Below are 20,123 nucleotides of genomic sequence, written 5' to 3'. Positions count from 1 at the left end.
CGATGCGGAAGACGTCGCCGCAAACGGGTAGAGTGGGGAAGGTCGTCCGCACGTGCATCGGTTGCCGTGAGCGTGTGGAGGCAAGCACTCTGGTGCGGCTCGTCGCAGTGTGGGAGTCCACGACCCTGGTCGTGACTCCCGATCTGGGTAGGTCGCTGCCGGGCCGTGGAGCGCATCTGCACCCCACGGAACGGTGTCTGGAGCTGGCGACGCGCCGCAAGGCGTGGGGCCGGGCCTTCCGCACGAGCGGACCGTTCGACCTGACCACGATGTACGACCTCGCAGCACCCAATGGATCGCCGACCGGTGATCCCCGACCCGAATCGGAGCATCCGCTCATGGAAAACCGATGAGTACTCCGCAATGAGTTTGTTCGTCAACTAGGGTCTGATCCTCCTTCGGGTCGGGCCCACCCGAAGGAGAAAAGTGGCTGTCAGAGTCCACGAGCTCGCACGCGAGCTCGGCGTCGAGAGCAAGATCGTCCTCACCACGTTGAAAGACATGGGTGAGTACGTGAAGTCCGCCTCCTCGACCGTCGAAGCACCCGTCATCAGGCGCCTCAAGGAAGAGCACGGCGACGCGCTCGCCGCACAGGCCGCCAAGAAGGGCGGCGCCAAGAAGGCCGCCCCCAAGCCGTCCGCACCCGAGGCCGCTGCTCCTGAGGCAGCACCTGCGGAATCGGCTCCCCAGCAGCCGGCCGCCGAGGTCTCCGCCCCCGAGCCCGCGGGCCAGGAGACGGCGCCCCGCGCCGCCACCCCCGGCCCTCGTCCGGGTCCGCCGGCCCCCAAGGCGCCCGAACCGGCCCCCGAGGTCGCCAGCGCGCCGCCGGTCCCCGAACCTGCACCTGTGGCCGAGTCGACTCCCGAGGTCGACGCGCCTGCTGCCCAGGCTGGACCGACCCCCGGTCCGCGTCCCGGCCCCAAGCCGGGCGGCAGCGCCCGCCCCGGCAACAACCCGTTCTCCTCGCAGCAGGGCATGCAGTCGCGTTCGCCGCGTCCGCCGGCCGCTCGTGAGGGCGGCGCAGCTCCTGCGCCCGGCGCCCCGGCCCCGGCCGGTCGTCCGGGCATGCCCCGGCCCAACCCCGCCATGATGCCCAAGCAGTCCGGCCTGCCCGGACCGTCCGCGCGTCGCGGCGCTCCCGGTGGTGCACCCGGTCGCCCCGGCGGCCAGGGTCGTCCCGGTGCAGGTGGCGGTGGCGGCGGATTCGCCGGCCGTCCCGGTGGCGGTGGCGGCGGAGCCCCCGGTCGCCCCGGCGGCTTCTCCGGACCTCCGCGGTCCGGTGGTCCCGGTCGCAATCAGCGCGGCGGCACGCAGGGTGCGTTCGGTCGCGCCGGCGGTCCGGTGCGCCGAGGACGCAAGAGCAAGCGCGCGAAGCGTCAAGAGTTCGACCAGATGCAGGCTCCGTCCATCGGCGGCGTGCGTCTGCGCAAGGGCGACGGTCAGACCGTGCGTCTGGCCCGTGGCGCCTCGCTGACCGACTTCGCCGACAAGATCGGTGCGGACGCAGCATCGCTGGTCGCGCTGCTGTTCGGGCTCGGCGAAGTGGTCACGGCCACCCAGTCGGTCAACGACGAGACCTTGCAGCTGATCGGTGACGAGCTGAACTACGTGGTTCAGGTCGTCTCGCCCGAGGACGAGGACCGCGAGCTGCTCGAGTCGTTCTCACTCGAGTTCGGCGACGACGAAGGCGGCGAAGAGCTGCTCGTGGCGCGTCCTCCGGTCGTCACCGTCATGGGTCACGTCGACCACGGAAAGACCAAGCTCCTCGACGCGCTGCGCAGCAGCAACGTCGTGGACAAGGAGGCCGGTGGCATCACGCAGTCCATCGGTGCGTACCAGGTCTCCACCGAGGTCGACGGCACCGAGCGTCGCATCACCTTGATCGACACCCCCGGTCACGAGGCGTTCACCGCCATGCGTGCTCGTGGTGCACAGGCCACGGACATCGCGGTGCTGGTGGTTGCGGCCGACGACGGCGTCATGCCCCAGACGGTCGAGGCGTTCAACCACGCCAAGGCCGCCGGGGTGCCGATCGTGGTCGCGGTCAACAAGATCGACAAGCCCGACGCCGACTCGTCCAAGACGCGCGGTCAGCTCACCGAGTACGGACTCGTGCCCGAGGAGTACGGCGGCGACACGATGTTCGTCGACGTCTCGGCCAAGTCCGGCATCGGTCTGGACCAGCTGCTCGAATCGATCGTCCTGACCGCCGACGCGGCTCTGGACCTGCGGGCCAACCCGGAGCAGAACGCCGAGGGTCTGTCGATCGAGGCACACCTGGACCGCGGTCGCGGCCCGGTGGCCACGGTCCTGGTCCAGCGCGGCACGCTACGCGTCGGCGACACCCTGGTGGCCGGTTCGGCCTTCGGTCGTGTGCGCGCCATGCTCGACGAGCACGGCAACAACATCACCGAGGCTCCGCCGTCGCGGCCCGCCCTGGTGCTGGGTCTGACGTCCGTGCCCGGTGCGGGTGACAACTTCATGGTCGTCAGCGATGACCGGGTGGCGCGTCAGATCGCCGAGAAGCGCGAGGCGCGCGAGCGCAATGCCGCCCTGGCCAAGCGCACCAGCCGCCGGACCCTCGAGGACTTCATGTCCTCGATGGAGAAGGGCGAGACCGACGAGCTGCTGCTCATCCTCAAGGGTGACGGTGCAGGTTCGGTCGAGGCGCTGGAGGACTCGTTGTCCACCGTCGACGTCGGCGAGAAGGTTGCGCTGCGCGTCATCGATCGAGGTGTCGGTGCCATCACCGAGACCGACGTCAACCTCGCTGCCGCGTCCGACGCCGTCATCATCGGCTTCAACGTGCGCCCACAGGGCAAGGCCACCGAGCTGGCCGATCGCGAAGGTGTCGAGATCAAGTACTACTCGGTCATCTACCAGGCGATCGACGAGATCGAGGCAGCACTCAAGGGCATGCTCAAGCCCGAGTACGAGGAGCACCAGCTGGGCACGGCGCAGATCCGTGACATCTTCCGCTCCAGCAAGACCGGCAACATCGCCGGTTGCATGGTCACCTCGGGCACCATCAAGCGCAATGCCAAGGCACGTGTGCTGCGCGACGGTGCCGTGGTCGCGGACAACCTCGACTTCGGCAGCCTGCGGCGCGAGAAGGACGACGTGTCCGAGGTCCGCGAGGGCTTCGAGTGCGGTCTGGTGCTCAAGGGCTTCGGCGACATCAAGATCGACGACGTCGTGGAGACCTTCGAAATGCGGGAGATTGCAACTAAGTAATTCGTCTGACGTTGCGTGGTCGGTCGCCTGATGAATAGTCGGGCGCCCGACCACCGCGGCTGGCACGTACGTGGTCACCTGGTCCAGGGGGCCGCGTCGGGCGCGTTCCATGGTCGCCTCTTCGGGTGGTCCATGTCGCGGGTACAGATGAGTCGTGGGTAGGGATCGCCTGGCGCCGTTGGGCCGTGGGCAGGACAACAGTTTTGAGGAGTAGTCATGGCGGGTCAGCGGAACGCTAAGGTCTCGGACCGCATCAAGGTGATCGTGGCGCAGATGCTCGAGCGTCGGGTCAAGGACCCGAGGTTGGGTTTCGTGACCATCACCGATGTCCGTCTGACCGGCGACGGTCAGCAGGCCTCGGTGTTCTACACCGTCATGGGTGACGAGCGGGTTCGCACCGAGACCGCTGCCGCACTGCGCAGCGCTACCGGACTGATCCGCTCGGAGGTCGGCAAGCAGCTGGCCACCCGGGTCACCCCGTCGCTGGAGTTCTTCCTCGACTCGGTGCCGGAGACGGCGCGCGAGATCGAGGAGGCGCTGGCCAAGGCGCGGGCCGCCGACGAGGAGGTCACGGCCCGCTCGGCCGGCGCCGCCTACGCCGGTGAGGCCGATCCGTACAAGAAGCACGACGACGAGGACGACCAGGAGTGAGTGGGCAACCAACGGGGTCCGTCTCGGGCCTCGTCGTGGTCGACAAGCCGGCCGGGTGGACTTCGCACGACGTGGTGGGGCGCATGCGACGCCTCGCCGGGACACGCAAGGTCGGGCACAGCGGAACGCTCGACCCCATGGCGACCGGTGTGCTGGTGCTGGGCATCAACCGGGCGACGCGGCTGCTCGGCCACCTGACCCTGGTCGACAAGGAGTATCTCGCCACGATCCGGTTGGGCCAGAGCACCGTGACCGACGATGCCGAGGGCGAGATCGTCGCCGAGGCGGCGGCGGGATCGGTGGACGAGACCGCGCTCCGGGAGGCCGTGGCCGGTCTGACCGGGGAGATCGAGCAGGTGCCGTCGTCGGTCTCGGCGATCAAGGTCGACGGCGAACGCTCCTATGCCCGGGTGCGCGCGGGTGAGGCCGTCGAGCTCACGGCGCGACCGGTCACCGTCTCGACCTTCGAGGTCACCGACGTGCGACCGGGTGCCATGACCACCGACATCGACGTGCGCGTGGTCTGTTCCAGCGGCACCTACGTACGAGCGCTGGCCCGCGACGTCGGGGCGGTCCTCGGGGTCGGCGGACACCTTCAGATGCTGCGACGCACCCGCGTCGGCGGATTCGGCCTGGATCTGGCCGGCACGCTCGAGCAGCACGAGGAGGCGCTGTCGGTCGTGGACCTGTCCGACGCCGCTCGCGGTGCCTTCACGACGCACGCCCTGTCCGAGGCCGAGGCCACCGACGTGCGATTCGGGCGGGTGCTCACCGGCGTGGACCTCGGCGCCGCCGGACCCGTGGCGCTGTTCGACCCCGCTGGCGAGTTCCTGGCCCTGTACGAGCAGAAGGGCTCGACGGCCCGCGCCGTCGCCGTGTTCGTCTGACCGCTGACGAGTCACGGAGACCCGCTGACGAGTCACATAGACCCATTGACGAGTCACGTAGACCCGATGAGCGAGGCGTGGGTTCAGCCCAGCACCGTGTGAGTGCTGGCGGTGTTGACCTCGCGCGTGCGCGAGAACGCGGACAGGTCGATCGTGAGCCCGCTGTGCTCTCCGGTGTAGGTCACCGGGGACGCGTCGTGGTCGTGGCCGTCCTCGACGGCCCCGATGAGGGCAGCCAGGAAGCAGCCGACGATGGGTGCATTCTTGAACTGGTTGCCGCTCGTACCCATCGCCACGTAGAAGCCCGGCGCATCCGTGCGGTCGTAGATGGGGGTCCAGTCGTCGGCCACGTCGTAGACCCCGACCACCCCGCTGGGCCGGTTCGGCATCGTCAGGTCCGGCAGACGGCGAGCCGCTCGGGTCACCTGGGCCTCGTAGCGCTCCAGGCTGACGTGCTGGTCGATCCCGTCGACCGTGTGGGGAGCATCGACCCATTCCATCGGGTCGCACGCGGGTTCACTGCCGCCGACGACCCAGGCACCGCCGGGCCCGGGGCGCATGTAGGTGCCGAGGTCGAGGTCGAAGATCGCCGGTGCCGGATCGTCCCGGCCGTCCCATGCGGCGGGCCGGCGCACCTGGTGCACCTCCTGTCGCAGCGGGCGGACTCCGACGGTGAACTCGTCGCCGACTCCGGCCAGCGCGTTGAAGGCACCCGACCATGGCCCTGCGGCGTTGACCACGACGGGTGACTCGACGACGCTGCCGTCGGCCAGGCTCAGGTGCCAGGTGCTGCCGATCCGATCGCACGAGACGACCTCGGCGCGGTACGAGGTCCGCGCGCCGTGCAGACGCGCGGCATAGGCCAGATTGTCGGCCGCGAGCCGCGGATCGTCCATGTAGCCGGCGTCGGGCGTGTAGATGGCACCGAGCCGAGACTGCGTGTCCTCCCAGAATGCGTCGTCGGAGATCGGCTTGTTGGGCCAGTACGCTCCGACGTCGAGGTGGGGAAAGCGTGTAGCGAGGTCGTCGGGGTCGAGGTACTCGAACGGCACACCGGTCGCACGCAACAGGTCCTGGCTGGTCTGGTGGGGGACGGCCGGGACATCGAGGTGGAGCATTCCCGTGCGGTGGAACGTGGTCAGGCTCGGAGGATCGGCCAGCGGCGCATGGGCGGGAAGGCCGAGATGGTCGGCCCACCGTTCCCACATGAACTTCGCCTCCCAGGCGGTCGCCGTGGTGTCGAAGGTCGAGTACAGGAATCGGATCACGGCGCTCGAGGCGGAGGTCGATCCGTGTCCCGGGCCGGCAGCCTTGTCCAGCACCAGCACGCTGCGTCCGGCCCGCGCGAGCTCGAGAGCGACGGCTGAACCGATGACGCCGGAGCCGACGACCACCGCATCAGCGGTCCGTGCCGTGGCGGGTGCGGTCGTGTCCGGTGAAGCGTTCACGCGTGCCTCCTCAGGCATCGACGACGATGTCGCCGTCGGGGGTCGAGCAGCACGGCAGGAACTTCCCAGCGGCGATCTCGCGTGGCCGGATACCACCCTGGTGGAACATCGCGACCCGTCCGGCCAGCAGTCCGGACTTGCAGGTGCCACACAGACCGCCGCCGCACGAGCTGGGCAGGGGGACACCGGCCGAGGTCGCGGCCTCCAGCACCGTCATCCCGAGCGGGCACGCGACCGAGCGGCCGCTGCGCCCGAAGGTCACGGTGGGTGCGGCTTCCTCGGTCGGCTCGACGACCTCGGTCAGGAGCACGGCCAGGTCCGGCGTCGGGCCGCCGCGGTCACCGATCGTGAAGCTCTCCTCGTGGCACCGGCCGGAGTCGACGTGCAGTTCCGCCAGCACCTGACGCGTGGCAGCCATGTAACCGGGAGGTCCGCAGGTGAACACCTCCCGCTCGGCGATGTCGGGCACCTGGGAGGCGAGCAGGCGGGCGTCGAGCCGCCCTCGCTGGCCGGTCCACGGGACGGATGCGGGGGAGTCGTTCTCGCACACCCACACCACCCGGAGGCCGGGATGAGTGGTCGCGAGCGCATCGAGCTCGTTGCCGCAGGCCAGATCGGCCGGAGTCCGCGCGCTGTGCACGACGACCACGTCGTCGAGCTCGGCGAGGTCGGCCATCGCGCGCACCGTGGAAAGGCTGGGAGTGATGCCGCTGCCGGCCGACAGCAACAGGTACCGGTTGGCCGGATGGGCTGCGATCGAGAAGTCGCCGCAGGGCCCGCGGACCCCCACGCGGTCACCCGGTGAGAGCCGGTCGTGCAGGTGGGGGGACAGCGCCCCACCCTTGATCCGCTTGACCGTGATGGTCAGCAGGTGTGGCCGGGTCGGCGGCGAGGAGATCGTGTAGCACCGCTCGACCGAGCTGCCGTCGACGTCGACCACGAGCGTGACGAACTGACCGGGCAGGAAGGAGAGGGTGCCGGGGATGGTGGGCTCCAGCACGAAGGTCACGACGTCATGGGTCACCGGAACCCGGCGGCGCACCACCATCTCCTGGTCGAGCGCCGACTCCGGGGCCAGGAATCGGTCACCGACCGGGCGGGGCAGGTCGGGGACCAGCCGCAGCCCGGGGGTGGTCGCGGGCTGGGACCAGGTGTCGTGCGGCCACTCGCTCATCGCGCCATCTCCTCACGCATGCGGGTGGTGAACCAGGTCACGAACGAGTCGACCTGCCGTTCGGTCTCGGTGTACGGGCCCGGCACGTAGGCCGGATCGCTGACGCCGCGCTGCGCCCGGGCGACGAACGCCGCGTCCTCCTCGTTGGTGTGGCGCCACACGGCGGTCAGCTCGTCGACGTCGTAGTCGACTCCTTCGCGCGCATCGGCGTCGACCAACCACGTGGTGCGGACCAGGGTCTGGTCGACCCCGCGAGGAAACACCGCGAAGGTCACGGCATGGTCGCCCAGCACGTGGAACCACGCGTTGGGCTGGACGTGCAGCCCGAGTCGGCCCATCGCGAAGCTGTCGACGTCGCCGAGCAGGCGGTGCACCAGGCGGGATCCGTCGAGGCTGAAGGACTCCCCGGCCTGGTCGAGGGGGGAGCGCTCGACCCGGAAGCCGAAGGGTCGCTCGACCAGGTCCTCGACGACGGGGTAGGGCAGGCCCAATGCGGCGCAGCGCTGGGCCAGCTCGGCGTCAGCAAGCAGGAAGCGCTGGTGGGCGGCCCTGAGTCGATCCGGGATCTGGTGGTCCTCGAGCCCCCAGGTCTGGAAAAAGGTGTTCAGCAGGTCGGGGTGGCCGTCGCAGTGATAGCACTCCCGGTTGTTCTCCATCGTGAGCTTCCAGTTGCCGTCCTCGACCAGGTCGATCTGGGCGGCGACCTTGGCGCCGGCCAGCCGGTGCGGTGCGAGGTATGGCGTCAGCACCTCGGCGACGTCATCGATGTCGGCGGGCGGATCGGCGGCCAGGCAGCAGAACAGGAGGCCACCGATCTCCCGGAGATGGACCGACAGCAGGGACAGGCAGGACGTGTCGATGCCCGGTCCCAGCTGAGGGGCGTGGACCAGGCGTCCGTCGGTGGCATAGGTCCAACGGTGGTAGCCGCACACGATGTTGCCGACCGAGCCACGATCCTCGACGAGCCGAGCGCCGCGGTGCCGGCACACGTTGTGGAAGGCGCGCACCTGCTCGTCGTCGTCACGCAGGATCAGCACGGACGCCCGACCGAGGTCCACGGTGATGTAGTCGCCCGGCTCGGGAACATCGGCCGAGGTGCCCACGAAGATCCACTGGCGTCCCCACAGCAGGTCGAGCTCGAGCTGGTGCAGCTCGGGGTCGGTGTACAGGGGGGCGGGCAGGCTGTGCCCCGGTCGGCGGGCGTCGAGTGCGGCCGCGAGCGCCGCGTGCTCGGGCCTGCGGGTGCCGCTGGTGGGTGCCGTCAGATCGTCGAGGGTCACGGTTGCCTCCTGAAGGGTGGTGCGGGGATCAGACGGTGACGCACAGTCGCAGCGCGTCGTAGATGCCGGCATGGATGTTGCGGCTGGTGACCGCGTCACCGATCCGGAAGAGCTGGAATCGGCCTTCGGGGTTGGTCCGGACGTGCTGGCCGCGACCAGCGAGCAGCGCGTCCTGGTCGACCTCTCCCAGATTGCTCGAGAGCCCGACCAGGTCGTGGTAGAGCTCGTCGTTGGGTGCGGTGCCGTGCTCGACGACGACATGGTCGACGTGCCGTTCGATGATGCGGTCGGTGTAGTCGCTGCCCAGCGTGGCGACCAGGCGACCGGTCTCATCCGTCCGGCTCCGGCGGACGCTGGTCAGTCGGCGCGCGACGGTGATCTGGACGTCGTGCTCGGCGAAGGCGCGCAGGTAGGCCGGACTGTTCATGCTGCCGACCCCGATCCCCACCGTCCGCTCGGGCGTGACCAGCTCGACCTGCGCCCCGAGGTGCGCGAGATGCTCGGTGGCATCCAGGGCCTGCTCTCCGCCGTGGTCGTCGAAGACCAGGACGCGGTGTCCGGCCTTCGGGCCCTGCGCTCCCATGCCGCTGAGCACGTCCCAGGTGTCCAGCACGAGATCTTCGCCGGCGGTGACGACAGAGCGGTCGGGCATGCCTCCCGTGGCCACGATGACCAGATCGGCTTCCTCGGCGAGCACGGTGTCGGTGTCGGCCCACGCCCCGAAGCGGAACTCCACCCCCGAGTGCTTGGCCTCGGACACGCGCCAGTCGACGATGCCGATCAGGTCGCGGCGACGCAGGCTGGAGCTGGCGAGCAAGACCTGACCGCCGGGACGGTCGGCTGCTTCCATCACGACGACCTGGTGGCCGCGCTCGCCGAGCACCCGTGCTGCCTCGAGGCCAGCGGGTCCCGCGCCGATCACGACGGCGCGCCGACGCCGACCGATGGTGGGTGCGATCACGTGCGGCATCGTGGCTTCGCGACCGGTCGCCGGGTTGTGCAGGCACTTGGCGTCGCCGGACTCGTAGATCGCGTCGAGGCAGTAGCTCGCGCCCACGCAGGGCCGGATGCGGTCCTCCTCGCCGCGCGCCACCTTGGCCACGAGGTGCGGGTCGGCCAGCTGGGGTCGCGTCATCCCGACCAGGTCGAGCAGGCCGTCGCGAATCGCGTGCCGAGCCGTGGCGACGTCACCGATCCGCGCGGCGTGCATGACGGGAACGTCGATCTGGCGGCGGACCTGACCGGCGAACTCCAGGAACGGAGCGGACGGAGTGCCCATCGACGGGATGGCGGCGGCGAGCCGGGCGTCCGAATCCACCCCGCCCTTGATGACCGAGAGGAAGTCGACCCCGTGCCCGAGGTAGTGGCGCAGCACCTCGAGCGTCTCGGGCAGCCCGAGGCCGTCCGGCAGGCACTCGTCCATCGCCATCCGTAGCCCGACGATGAAGTCGGGACCGACGGCGGCGCGCACGGCGTCCAGCACCCGCGTCCCGAACACCAGCCGAGCCTCGGGGTCTCCACCCAGCTCGTCGTGGCGATGATTGGTCGCGGGGGAGTGCCAGGCGTCGAAGAGATGGCTGTAGGCGTCGATCTCGATCCCATCGAGTCCGCCCGCCTGACAGCGCGCTGCCGCCTCGGCGTAGTGGCGCACGATGCGATCGACGTCCCAGGCCTCGGCCTCCTTGGGGATTGATCGATGCTGCGCCTCGCGCAGTGGTGAGGGGTAGACGAGGGGGAGCCAGTCGCCGGCGAAGTTCGAGGTGCGTCGTCCCAGGTGGGTGACCTGGCACATCACGGCGGCTCCGGCCTCATGGACGTCGTCGGTGAGTCGACGCAGCCAGGGCACCACCTCATCGGAGTAGAGCAGCATGTTGCCGAATGCGGGCGGGCTGTCGGGGGAGACGACGGCCGATCCGCCGATCATGGTCAGACCGACTCCGCCGCGGGCCTTCTCGAGGTGATAGAGCCGGTAGCGGTCCTTGGGCATCCCGTCCTCGGTGTACGCCGGCTCGTGCGACGTGCTGACGACGCGATTGCGCAGCTCGAGATCCCGGAGGCGGTATCCGTCGAGGAGTGGGTCGAGGTGCATTTCCTCATCATGCGACCAGCGACAGATGAAGAAAAGCAAACATATTGCATCATGATCGTGCAATATGACTGCATGATCGACCCGCGATTGCACGTTCTTCAGGTGGTGGCCCAGACCGGCACGATGGCTGGCGCCGCTCGCGCCCTTGACTACACGCCCTCGGCCGTGTCCCACCAGCTGCGCAGCCTCTCGCGCGAGCTCGGCGTGCCGCTGTTCAAGCCCGAGGGGCGCAATGTCCGACTCACCCCGGCGGCGACGCTGCTGCTGCGTCGCTCGGACGGGTTGTTCGCGCACTGGGAGGAGATTCGCGGTGAGCTGCAGACCGCGGGCGGCGTGGGCGCAGGACGTCTGTCGATGGCCGGGTTCTCGACCGCGGCCTCCGCTCTGCTGCCGCCCGTCGCGATCGCCGCGATGAGACAGTTCCCCGAGTCGCTGATCCAGATCGTCGAGGCCGACCCGAACGAGTGTGTCGACATGCTGCTCAGCGGCACGGTCGACATCGCTGTCGTCGTGGGGACCGGTCAGCTTCCGTCGGCCGATGATCCCCGATTCGTGCAGCAGTCACTGATGGACGACACGCTCGATCTCCTCGTGCCGGTGGACCATCCGCTGGCTGGGCGCCGTTCCATCCGCCTCGAGGAGGCTGCCGAGGAGTCCTGGATCCTCGACCGCCCCGGCTCCCCGCACCACGAGCTGGTGGTCAGTGCCTGCCTGGAGGCCGGTTTCACCCCGCGTCACGTGCACCGGGTCGTCGAGTGGGACACCGGGGCGGCTCTGGTCGCGGCGGGCTTCGGGGTCGCGCTCGTGCCGCGACTGGCACGCGTCCCTGGTGTGAACGACTTGGTTCGGGTGCCCCTGCGCGGCGACCCTTCTCCCGTGCGGCACGTCCGGGTGCTGGTGCGCGGCGGCACCTCCGGGCAGCCGGAGATCGCCCTGGCCCTCCGCGAGCTCTCGGTGGTGGCGGCCCGGGTCAGCAAGCCGATCATCGCGGCGTCACACGCCGACGACGACCACGAGGTCGACGATGTGCCCACGACCCCGGTGACTCGCCTGATCGAGTCCGAGGACGTGTCTCGTCTGCCCCTCATCGAAGCAGCCGCCGACCGCCTCCTGATCGATCTGTTCGGGCCTGAGGCCTTCGCCGGTGTGACGCCGGGGGAGGCCCGCGACGCGGCGCCGGGATTCGTGCTGGTGGCGGAGCGGCCCTGTGTCGGCTTCGCTCAGGTGGTCGAGACGGGCCGGGCCGCCCATCTGCAACAGCTGGCCGTCGATCCCAGCCATGGCCGCCGTGGTCTCGGTTCTGCGCTCGTGCAGTCCTGCTGCGAGGAGGCGGTCCGACGTGGACACACGGAGCTGACCCTGACCACGTTCCGCGACGTGGCCTTCAACGCGCCCTGGTACGCGAGGATGGGTTTCTCCGTCGTCGAGGCGCCCAGCGGAGTCCTCGCCCAGCACCTCGAGGACGAGCAGGACCTCGCGCGGCTGATGCCTCGGGTCGCGATGCGCCGCACGCTCGACAAGCCGCACGCGCAGGTTCAGTAGGGTCTCGGCATGAGTGTGAGCCGATCGACCCGTGCGGTGGTGCGCCGAGGGCTTCTCGGTTTCCTGGCGGTGCAGGTGGCGGCGGTCGCCTCGCTGATGGGAGCCGACCGGCTGCGGCGCATGCTCAGAGGCTCGAACGTCCCCACGCTCGCGCCGGCCGATGCTCGCGTGCACGAGCTCGCCGGACGTGGCGATGGCAGCAGCGTCCTGACGACGTACACGTACGGGGCCACGCTGTTCGAGGACATGATCGCGGCGATCGAGGGTGCCGAGCACCGAGTGCTGCTGGAGTCCTACATCATCAAGAACGACGAGACCGGTCGAGCCTTCAAGGCGGCCCTCATCGGCGCCGCCGAGCGCGGAGTCGATGTCTGTGTCGTCTACGACGGCTTCGCCAACCTGGTCGTGCGGCCCAGCTTCTTTGAGTTCCCGGCCCCGATCCGGGTCTATCGCTATCCGTTGTGGAACGCCGGCTGGAAGATCTTCAGCCCGCGCAAGCAGGGCCGCGACCACCGCAAGATCCTGGTGGTCGACGACACCGCCGCATTCGTCGGTGGCTACAACATCGGTGCCCTGTACGCGACCGAGTGGCGCGACACCCACGTCAAGGTCACCGGGGCGGCCGTGTGGGACCTCGACAACGCGTTCATCGACTTCTGGAACGTGCACGCGACCACCGCGAAGAAGCCCACCGGTCCGCTGCGACCACTCGGATCGGCCACCTGGAACCCGCAGGTGCGCGCCCACCGCAACCTCCCGCACCAGCTGGTGTACCCGATCAGGGCCCTCTACCTCGAGGCCATCGACCGAGCGCACCACAGCATCGACATCACCGCCGCGTACTTCATCCCCGATCACGACATCCTCTCCGCCCTGCTGGAGGCAGCGAGGCGCGGAGTGACGGTGCGCGTTCTGACACCCAAGGTCTCCAACCACGTCGTCACCGACTGGCTCTCGCGTGGTTTCTACGGCCAGCTGCTGCGCGGTGGGGTGCAGATCCACCGGTACACCGACCACATGGTGCACGCCAAGACCGCCACGGTCGACGGCCAGTGGTCCACGGTCGGCACGGCCAACATCGACCGGCTCAGCCTGCTGGGCAACTACGAGATCAACCTGGAGATCCTCGATCCAGGTCTGGCTCGAGGCATGCAGGACATCTTCGAGAACGACCTGCGCGGCGCTGAGCGGCTCACCCTGGCCGAGTGGAATCGCAGACCGTGGGTTGCCAAGGTCTACGAGGCGATCCTGCGACCGTTGGCGCCGCTGCTGTGAGGCGGCGTCGACGGCCCATCGCACCATGAGAGTCCTCTCACGCAGACCTCACCGAGGTCTCACGCACGTTCGCGACTGTGGTCGTACCAACCCACACCAGTGAACCCACATAGGAGCACCTCATGAAGAACTCGATCCGAATCGGCATCATCTCCTCGGCCAGCGTCCTGGCCCTCGGCACCCTCGGCTTCGCAGCGGCCAGCGCCGACAACGAACCCGCCAAGCGCGAGCAGGCCAGCAGCGCAGTGATGCAGGACGTCGACCTCGACGACCTCGACGACGCCGATCAGCCCACCTCGGCCGACGACCCCACCCAGAACACCCGCAACACGGCACAGACCACGAGCTCGGCACCCACCAAGAACACAGCCAAGACGATCAACACCGCCCCGTCCAAGAACACGGCACAGTCGGCGAATACGGCCCCGTCGGCGAACACGGCACAGTCGGCGAACACGGCACAGTCGGCGAACACGGCACAGTCGGCGAACACGGCACAGTCGGCGAACACGGCACAGTCGGCGAACACGGCACAGTCGGCGAACACGGCACCGTCGAAGAACACCGCCCCCTCGGTCGACACCCGAAACACCGACGACCGCTGATGCCCGTCGACATCGCACCGGCCGGGGGCGAGAGCATCGCCCCCGGCCTCGTGCCGCTCAAGGAGCTCGGCGGTGGCCTCGTCTACGAGGCGTGGCTTGCCTTCGACGAACGACTCCTCGCCCCCGTCGTCGTCAAGCAGATGCGTGCTGAGCACGCCCACGACGAGAGCAGCGTGGCCAGCTACCGCCGCGAGCTGGAGCTGTTGTCCTCCATCGCCCACCCCGGAATCGCCCGACTCTTCTCCTACGACGACGAGTGCGACCGCCCCTACCTGGTCATCGAGCACATCGACGGGCCCACCCTGTCGAGTCTCATCTCCACGCACGGCCACCTGCCCGAGCAGCAGCTGCTGCCTCTGGGCGCCGACCTCGCGTCGGCGTTGCACTACCTGCACGGACGTGACCTGTGCCACCTTGACCTCAAGCCCAGCAACGTCGTGATGGGCGCGCCCGCCAAGCTGATCGACTTCAGCATCGCCATGTCCGTCGGCGACGCCGCCGCACTCGATCACCCCGTCGGCAGCGACGAGTACATGGCACCCGAGCAGTGCCTGCCCGGCGAGCGCGGGACGCCCGGTCCGGCCAGCGACGTGTGGGCGTTCGGCGCCACCATGTTTCGCGCCGCCGCCGGACGCCGCGGGTTCGAGCGCGAACCCCGCTGGCGCCAGCTCACCGACGAGCCCCACGATCTGCCACACCACGTCGGCGAGCCGATGTCCCGGCTGATCCTGGACTGCCTCGCCCCGGACGCGGCCGACCGTCCCACCCCGCGCGAGATCGTCGATCGCATCGACCCCCTGCTCGGGGCGCTTCCCAAGGCCCGCCTCGCCGGCTTCAGCCTGCGGCGCTGACGCGCGTCAGTCGACGCGGGTCCGATGTGCGTCAGTCGACGCGGTACCCCAGCCCGCGCACCGTCGTCACCAGGCCGGCGCCGAGCTTCTTGCGCAGGTAGCCCACGTACACGTCGACCACGTTGGAGCCGGGATCGAAGTCATAGCCCCACACCTGCGAGAGCAGCTGCTCCCGCGAGAGCACGAGCCCGCGGTTGCGCATCAGCACCTCGGCCAGCGTCAGCTCGCGGGCCGACAGGTCGACCTCGGCGCCATCGACGTAGGCCCGCCGGCGACGGAGGTCCAACCGCACGGGTCCAGCCTCGAGGTCGTCGGACGGAGCGGGCTCGTTGGTGCCGCGCAACCGCAATCGAACCCGCGCCACCAGCTCATCGAACCGAAAGGGCTTGGCCATGTAGTCCGCTGCCCCACCCTCGAGGGCGGCCACGGTGTCGGTCACCGAGTCACGGGCCGTCAGCACGATGACCGGCAAGGCCGGCCGGTCGACCGTGACCCGTTCCAGCACCCGGTATCCGTCCATGCCGGGCAACCCGATGTCGAGCACCATCAGGTCGAACTCGCCGGTCAGGGCGTAGTCCAGTCCCGTGATGCCATCAGCGACGACCGTGGGCGTGAATCCCTCCGCCCGTAGACCCTTGGCGACGAACGAGGAGATGCGTTCCTCGTCCTCGACGATCAAGATGCGGCTCATGTGTCATCTGCTCTCGTGGGGTGGATCGGAAGGTGGAGGCGGAAGGTCGCGCCTCGGGACGTCGCGTCATCGAGCGAGGCGTGCCCGCCGTGGGCTGCGGCGATCGCGCTCACGATCGACAGTCCCAGGCCGAAGCCGACATGGTCCGCCTCGGCGGCAGCGTCGTCGTCGCGGGCGAACCGCTCGAACAATGAGGTCTGCACCGCCGGGCTGACACCGGGGCCGGTGTCGCGCACCCACAGCTCGAGGTCGTCGCCCAGGACCCGGGATCCGACCGCCACCTCGTCGCCAGGTTGGGTGAACCGGACGGCGTTGTCGCACAGCTGAAGCATCGCCTGCGTCACCCGCTGGCCGTCCACGACGGCCTCGATGTCAGCGGACTCCTCGAGCAGCCAGGAGCGGTCCGCCAGACCGCGGGCCCGGTCCAGGACGCCACGGGTCAGCGAGGTGATGTCGGTCGGCGCCACGGTGACGAAGTCGGGTCGCCGCGCCTTCGCCAGCATCAGGAGGTCGTTGACGAGTCGGGCCATCCGATCGACCTCGTCCACCAGCAGGGACCGGGTCGCGGCGACGTCATCAGGGTCGGTCGGATCCAGCACCTCGAGATGACCGCGCAGCACGGTCAGCGGAGTGCGCAGCTCGTGTCCGGCATCGTCGAGCAGCGCCCGCTGGGCCACGAAGGCCGCCTCGAGCCGATCCAGCATGTCGTTGAAGGTGATCTGCAGGTCGCTGATGTCGTCGTGGCCGGTCACCTCCATGCGTCCACCGAGATCGCCATCGGTGATGCCGCGGGCGGTGTCGCGCAGATGGCGCACGGGACGCAGGAGTCGTCCCGCGATCCAGGACGACGCCGCTGTCACGATCAGCACCGACAGCGCCGCGAGCAGGGCGTAGGTGATCATCAGCTCGCGCAGCTCGTCGAGGCTCGAGCTCACGTCGTGCGCCACGACGAAGGCCGAGGCACCCTCGGGGTCGTTGACCGGTTGCACGGCCACGCGGTACTCGCGCCCGTCCACGTCGAGAGAGCGCGTGCCACCGACCTGGCGCAGATCGTCGACGAGCGTTCTCAGCTGAGACGAGTCCCGCAAGGGGTCCGATCCACCACCCTGGAACGAGGGCCCTCCGGTGGGCCCGAAGGCATAGAGGGTCTCGTTGTCGTCGGGGAGATTCTGCTGCAGGAACAACGTCGACAGCCGATCAGCGCTGGCGAAGGGTGCTCCCGTCGTGGGGTCGCCCTCGGCCTGCAGCGCCCGGAACTCGCCGATCTCCTGACTGATCGAGGTGTCGATGGTCCCCTCGATCCGATTCGCCTCGACGAAGAACACGGTGAACCCCACGACCACCAGCGCGGTCGTCGTGGTCGCGGCGACGGTGAGGGTCAGTCGCTGGCGTACCGACAGGCGCGACCACGGCAGCCTTGCCACGTGTCAGGTGCTCCGCTCAGTCGTCGTCATCATCACGATCATCGTCGTCGTTGATCTCCGGATCGATCCGACCCCCGTCGTCATCATCATCGCTGTCGTCATCATCATCGTCCGTCGGTGCCGGAGTGGGCGACGGGGTCGCTGCCGGGGCGGACGCGGAGGGCGAGGGTGATGACGAGGGTGATGACGGGGCGATCGTCACCGGTGTCGTGTCACGGGGAGCCGTGCCGGCGCCGGCCGTGACGCGCCCGGAGATGACCACGACCAGCACGGCCGCGAGCACGGACACCACCAGCACGGGAAGTCGTCGTCTCAGGTCCATGTCCTCAGGGTGTCGCATCCGGGGGCCCGCTTCGATGAGGGTGCGATGAGAGAACTCTTAGGATCGGCCGCGCACGCTCCAGCGTCCCTGTGGCACAGTTCCACCGTGATGATCTGGCGTGACGTCGAGGGTGCGGAGACCGCACCTCGCCACACCCCCGCAGCGATCACGATCGGCGCGTTCGACGGGGTGCACCGCGGTCATCAGACCCTGCTCGAGCGGACGCGTGCAGCCGGAGGCGGCCTGCCTGTCGTGTCCGTCACGTTCGATCCGCATCCCACGGCGGTCTTCGCGCCCGATCGTGCGCCCGCGCGCCTGACCACGTTGCACCGCCGCATCGAGCTCTTGCGTGAGCACGGCGCCGATGAGGTGCGTGTGCTGGCCTTCGAGCGTGAGATGGCGGGGATGACGCCCGAGCAGTTCGTGCACGAGGTCATCGTCGATCAGCTGTCCGCCCAGCACGTGGTCGTGGGGGAGAACTTCCGTTTCGGCGCCAAGGCCGCGGGGACCGTCGACACGCTGGTCGAGCTCGGAGCGTCTGCAGGATTCGCTGCGCTGGGTCTGGGGCTCGCCGGGACGGACGAGCCGTGGTCATCGACGAGAGTGCGGGCCCTGGTCGCGGCCGGAGACATGCGGGGCGCCGCCGACATCCTGGGGCGATCCCACGAGGTCGTCGGGGAGGTCATCCGTGGCGAGCAACGCGGCCGCGAGCTGGGGTATCCCACGGCCAACACCCCCATCGACGACACCTATGCCGTCCCGCCCGACGGTGTCTACGCGGGGCGGGTCATCCGGGCGGACGGGGAGTCGCTGCCCGCGGCGGTGTCGATCGGCACCAACCCGACCTTCGGCGAGCACGACCGACGCGTGGAGTCCTACGTGCTGGACCGTCCCTTCGGATCGGGTCAGGACCTGAACCTGTACGGCGAGACCATCCGCGTCGAGCTGGTCGAGCGACTGCGTCAGATGGAGGCCTACGACGGTGTCGACGCCCTCGTGGAGCAGATGGCCCGTGACGTCGAGGCCGCCCGACGGGCTCTGTAGCCGATCCTCACAGGCTCCGGGCGACCTCGGCGGCCACGGCCTGCATGCCCGCCGAGCGGGGGTGGAACACGATGCCGTCGCCGTCGGTGACCTGGGCACCGTTGACCCAGGCCTCGTCGCCCGCGCAGACGTCGTGCCCGGTGGAGACCTCGCGCATCGACACGAACGGCACATCAGCGGAGGTGGCTGCGGCCGCAAGGGCGTCCTCGAGCCCCTGCTCGATGCGCCGGGCGTCGTCGGCGGCCTCGGCAGGAACTCCGAGCAGCTCGCACGTGCCGGTCTGGGGCGCCAGGCGCAGGTAGCCGACGAGCGCGACCTGGGCGTCGGGCGACCTCTCGGCGATCTGACCGAGCAGGTCCGCGACGTTGGTGCTGATCATCGACAGCACCTCGGGAGCCTGCTGGTCGACGTACTGCTGGCACGTCGCCGCAGCGGTGGCGCAGGACTGGATCAGCGAGGAGAACAGGCCGCCGTCGTTGCCGCCGATGCCCAGCGTGACCAGGGAGGTGTCCTCGCCGAGCGCATCGAGCTGTGCGGGAATCTCGTTGCCGACGCCATCGAGGGCGCTCTCGGTCGTGGCACCCGAGCAGGACACGTCGGCGAGATCGAGGCCCTCGGCATCGGCCAGCAGATTCGGCCAGTTGGTCTCGGATCGGAAGCACTGCGGCTGCTCGGTGTCTGCGGGCTGGATGCCGGGACCAGCGGAGTAGGAGTCGCCCAGCGCCACGTAGGCGGTACCGAGCTCGGCCGGTGTCGACGGCGCGGCCGATGCTGTGGTCTCGGCCGGCTCGGGGTCCGATGCGGTGCTCGTGCAGGCCGAGACCATCACGAGGGCCACGGCTGCGAGCGTCAAGGCTGCACCGGCGCGCCGCAAAGTCATCTGATCAGCCTAGGTCGGCCGTCCGAACGGCGATTGGCCGTGTGCGGGACGCGCTGATCTGCACTGTGCGGGACGCGCTGATTCGCACTGCGTGTGCCTGCGCTGATAATCTGGGGAATGCCGTAGATCGGCCACGGATCACAGAGCCCCGGAGAACCAGCCCGGGCGCGCCGTGCAACGACATCCCTCAGGAGAACATCGTGTCGAAGAAGACCGCTGCCCCCACCGTGGCAGACATGGATCGTGCGGACATCATCAAGGAGTACGCACGAAGTGAAGGCGACACGGGATCTCCCGAGGTCCAGGTCGCACTGCTCACCGGACGCATCTCGCACCTCACCGGTCACCTGCAGGAGCACAAGCACGACCACCACAGCCGCCGCGGACTGCTGCTGCTCGTCGGTCAGCGTCGTCGCCTGCTGAACTACCTGCAGAACAGTGACATCGAGCGCTACCGCTCGCTCATCGAGCGAATCGGCCTGCGCCGCTAGCCACGACGAGGCGGTCATTGCCCGACATCAGCTCGGGGAATGGCCGCCTCTCTCGTAGGCTCACAACTGAACACCGACACACGACGAGACGCCGTCGGGCATCGCACCTGCGAACCCCGCTCGGTCCTCGGTAGTGGCTCCCGGACGTTGCAGCCGAGGGCCTCGATCGAAGACCGGCACCTGCCCGCCATCGAGGTCACCGCGGCACTCGTTCCCGATAGCAGGCCTCGGCCTG

General features: G+C 69.3%; 18 protein-coding genes. 10 read left to right on the top strand and 8 right to left on the bottom strand.

From position 1 onward, the window contains the following. Positions 1–2 precede the first annotated feature (2 nt). The 4 genes from ACHAA3_RS09400 (at position 3) to truB (ending at position 4,772) form a co-directional block, all read left to right on the top strand. The gene (locus ACHAA3_RS09400; protein ID WP_435708735.1) at positions 3–353 is read left to right on the top strand and encodes a YlxR family protein; all 351 of its coding nucleotides are present in this window, start codon (positions 3–5) and stop codon (positions 351–353) included. Positions 354–426: 73 nt separating this feature from the next. After that, on the top strand, positions 427–3,234 hold the full coding sequence (gene infB / locus ACHAA3_RS09395) for a translation initiation factor IF-2 (protein ID WP_435708734.1): 2,808 nt from the start codon (positions 427–429) through the stop codon (positions 3,232–3,234). Positions 3,235–3,450: 216 nt separating this feature from the next. Beyond that, positions 3,451–3,885, top strand: a complete 435-nt coding sequence (gene rbfA, locus ACHAA3_RS09390; protein WP_435708733.1) for a 30S ribosome-binding factor RbfA — start codon at positions 3,451–3,453, stop codon at positions 3,883–3,885. After that, entirely contained in the window at positions 3,882–4,772 is an 891-nt protein-coding gene (gene truB, locus ACHAA3_RS09385; RefSeq protein WP_435708732.1) for a tRNA pseudouridine(55) synthase TruB, read from the top strand. The genes rbfA and truB overlap by 4 nt, the downstream gene beginning before the upstream one ends. A gap of 83 nt (positions 4,773–4,855) precedes the next feature. Here truB and ACHAA3_RS09380 read toward each other — a convergent pair whose 3' ends face one another. The 4 genes from ACHAA3_RS09380 to ACHAA3_RS09365 are packed head-to-tail and all read right to left on the bottom strand — an operon-like array spanning position 4,856 to position 10,763. Next, positions 4,856–6,220 (bottom strand): NAD(P)/FAD-dependent oxidoreductase, encoded by a 1,365-nt coding sequence (locus ACHAA3_RS09380; RefSeq protein ID WP_435708731.1) that lies wholly within the window; start codon positions 6,218–6,220, stop codon positions 4,856–4,858. A 10-nt stretch (positions 6,221–6,230) separates the two neighbouring features. Next, positions 6,231–7,394, bottom strand: coding sequence for an FAD-binding oxidoreductase (locus ACHAA3_RS09375; protein ID WP_435708730.1), 1,164 nt, complete (start codon positions 7,392–7,394; stop codon positions 6,231–6,233). After that, positions 7,391–8,674, bottom strand: a complete 1,284-nt coding sequence (locus ACHAA3_RS09370; RefSeq protein WP_435708729.1) for an aromatic ring-hydroxylating oxygenase subunit alpha — start codon at positions 8,672–8,674, stop codon at positions 7,391–7,393. The genes ACHAA3_RS09375 and ACHAA3_RS09370 overlap by 4 nt, the downstream gene beginning before the upstream one ends. 28 nt (positions 8,675–8,702) lie before the next feature. Next, positions 8,703–10,763, bottom strand: coding sequence for an FAD-dependent oxidoreductase (locus ACHAA3_RS09365; RefSeq protein ID WP_435708728.1), 2,061 nt, complete (start codon positions 10,761–10,763; stop codon positions 8,703–8,705). A 72-nt stretch (positions 10,764–10,835) separates the two neighbouring features. Between ACHAA3_RS09365 and ACHAA3_RS09360 the strand changes: the two genes are divergently transcribed. The 4 genes from ACHAA3_RS09360 (at position 10,836) to ACHAA3_RS09345 (ending at position 15,036) form a co-directional block, all read left to right on the top strand. Beyond that, positions 10,836–12,305: a GNAT family N-acetyltransferase gene (locus ACHAA3_RS09360; protein ID WP_435708727.1), complete on the top strand. Its 1,470-nt coding sequence runs from the start codon at positions 10,836–10,838 to the stop codon at positions 12,303–12,305. A gap of 9 nt (positions 12,306–12,314) precedes the next feature. Beyond that, positions 12,315–13,580, top strand: coding sequence for a phospholipase D-like domain-containing protein (locus ACHAA3_RS09355; RefSeq protein ID WP_435708726.1), 1,266 nt, complete (start codon positions 12,315–12,317; stop codon positions 13,578–13,580). Positions 13,581–13,702: 122 nt separating this feature from the next. Continuing rightward, the gene (locus ACHAA3_RS09350) at positions 13,703–14,185 is read left to right on the top strand and encodes a hypothetical protein (RefSeq protein WP_435708725.1); all 483 of its coding nucleotides are present in this window, start codon (positions 13,703–13,705) and stop codon (positions 14,183–14,185) included. Next, a complete protein-coding gene (locus tag ACHAA3_RS09345; RefSeq protein ID WP_435708724.1) occupies positions 14,185–15,036 on the top strand; it encodes a serine/threonine-protein kinase in 852 nt (283 codons plus the stop codon). Before ACHAA3_RS09350 ends, ACHAA3_RS09345 begins: the two co-directional genes overlap by 1 nt. Positions 15,037–15,067: 31 nt before the next feature. On the opposite strand, the gene ACHAA3_RS09340 is transcribed toward ACHAA3_RS09345, so the two are convergent. From ACHAA3_RS09340 to ACHAA3_RS09330, 3 genes are read right to left on the bottom strand one after another with little or no spacing between them, the layout of a single operon-like run. Next, positions 15,068–15,727, bottom strand: a complete 660-nt coding sequence (locus tag ACHAA3_RS09340) for a response regulator transcription factor (RefSeq protein WP_435708723.1) — start codon at positions 15,725–15,727, stop codon at positions 15,068–15,070. Then, positions 15,724–17,151 carry a sensor histidine kinase gene (locus tag ACHAA3_RS09335; protein WP_435708722.1) on the bottom strand — a complete coding sequence of 476 codons (1,428 nt, stop codon included), beginning with the start codon at positions 17,149–17,151 and terminating at the stop codon, positions 15,724–15,726. Before ACHAA3_RS09335 ends, ACHAA3_RS09340 begins: the two co-directional genes overlap by 4 nt. Before the next feature lie 16 nt (positions 17,152–17,167). Continuing rightward, a complete protein-coding gene (locus ACHAA3_RS09330; protein ID WP_435708721.1) occupies positions 17,168–17,473 on the bottom strand; it encodes a hypothetical protein in 306 nt (101 codons plus the stop codon). A gap of 108 nt (positions 17,474–17,581) precedes the next feature. Here ACHAA3_RS09330 and ACHAA3_RS09325 point away from each other — a divergent pair, with 108 nt between their 5' ends. Further along, entirely contained in the window at positions 17,582–18,517 is a 936-nt protein-coding gene (locus ACHAA3_RS09325) for a bifunctional riboflavin kinase/FAD synthetase (RefSeq protein ID WP_435708915.1), read from the top strand. Positions 18,518–18,524: 7 nt separating this feature from the next. Here the strand turns inward: ACHAA3_RS09325 and ACHAA3_RS09320 are convergent, their stop codons facing one another. Beyond that, positions 18,525–19,397: an SGNH/GDSL hydrolase family protein gene (locus ACHAA3_RS09320; protein WP_435708720.1), complete on the bottom strand. Its 873-nt coding sequence runs from the start codon at positions 19,395–19,397 to the stop codon at positions 18,525–18,527. A gap of 236 nt (positions 19,398–19,633) precedes the next feature. Here ACHAA3_RS09320 and rpsO point away from each other — a divergent pair, with 236 nt between their 5' ends. Then, a complete protein-coding gene (gene rpsO / locus ACHAA3_RS09315) occupies positions 19,634–19,888 on the top strand; it encodes a 30S ribosomal protein S15 (protein ID WP_435708914.1) in 255 nt (84 codons plus the stop codon). Positions 19,889–20,123 lie beyond the last annotated feature (235 nt).

Source organism: Aeromicrobium sp. CF3.5 (assembly GCF_051262695.1).
GTDB lineage: Bacteria > Actinomycetota > Actinomycetes > Propionibacteriales > Nocardioidaceae > Aeromicrobium.
The sequence above is the reverse complement of the archived record's forward strand: the minus strand, read 5'-3'. Positions and strand labels throughout refer to the sequence as shown.

Excerpts from the sequence above, each read along its gene's own strand:
- ACHAA3_RS09355 (WP_435708726.1), top strand. The coding sequence starts at position 12,315 with ATGAGTGTGAGCCGATCGACCCGTGCGGTGGTGCGCCGAGGGCTTCTC.
- rbfA (WP_435708733.1), top strand. The coding sequence starts at position 3,451 with ATGGCGGGTCAGCGGAACGCTAAGGTCTCGGACCGCATCAAGGTGATC.
- rpsO (WP_435708914.1), top strand. The coding sequence starts at position 19,634 with ATGGATCGTGCGGACATCATCAAGGAGTACGCACGAAGTGAAGGCGAC.
- ACHAA3_RS09400 (WP_435708735.1), top strand. The coding sequence starts at position 3 with ATGCGGAAGACGTCGCCGCAAACGGGTAGAGTGGGGAAGGTCGTCCGC.
- ACHAA3_RS09365 (WP_435708728.1), bottom strand. The coding sequence starts at position 10,763 with ATGCACCTCGACCCACTCCTCGACGGATACCGCCTCCGGGATCTCGAG.
- ACHAA3_RS09350 (WP_435708725.1), top strand. The coding sequence starts at position 13,703 with ATGAAGAACTCGATCCGAATCGGCATCATCTCCTCGGCCAGCGTCCTG.
- ACHAA3_RS09345 (WP_435708724.1), top strand. The coding sequence starts at position 14,185 with ATGCCCGTCGACATCGCACCGGCCGGGGGCGAGAGCATCGCCCCCGGC.
- ACHAA3_RS09325 (WP_435708915.1), top strand. The coding sequence starts at position 17,582 with ATGATCTGGCGTGACGTCGAGGGTGCGGAGACCGCACCTCGCCACACC.
- ACHAA3_RS09340 (WP_435708723.1), bottom strand. The coding sequence starts at position 15,727 with ATGAGCCGCATCTTGATCGTCGAGGACGAGGAACGCATCTCCTCGTTC.
- ACHAA3_RS09360 (WP_435708727.1), top strand. The coding sequence starts at position 10,836 with ATGATCGACCCGCGATTGCACGTTCTTCAGGTGGTGGCCCAGACCGGC.
- ACHAA3_RS09375 (WP_435708730.1), bottom strand. The coding sequence starts at position 7,394 with ATGAGCGAGTGGCCGCACGACACCTGGTCCCAGCCCGCGACCACCCCC.
- ACHAA3_RS09330 (WP_435708721.1), bottom strand. The coding sequence starts at position 17,473 with ATGGACCTGAGACGACGACTTCCCGTGCTGGTGGTGTCCGTGCTCGCG.
- ACHAA3_RS09320 (WP_435708720.1), bottom strand. The coding sequence starts at position 19,397 with ATGACTTTGCGGCGCGCCGGTGCAGCCTTGACGCTCGCAGCCGTGGCC.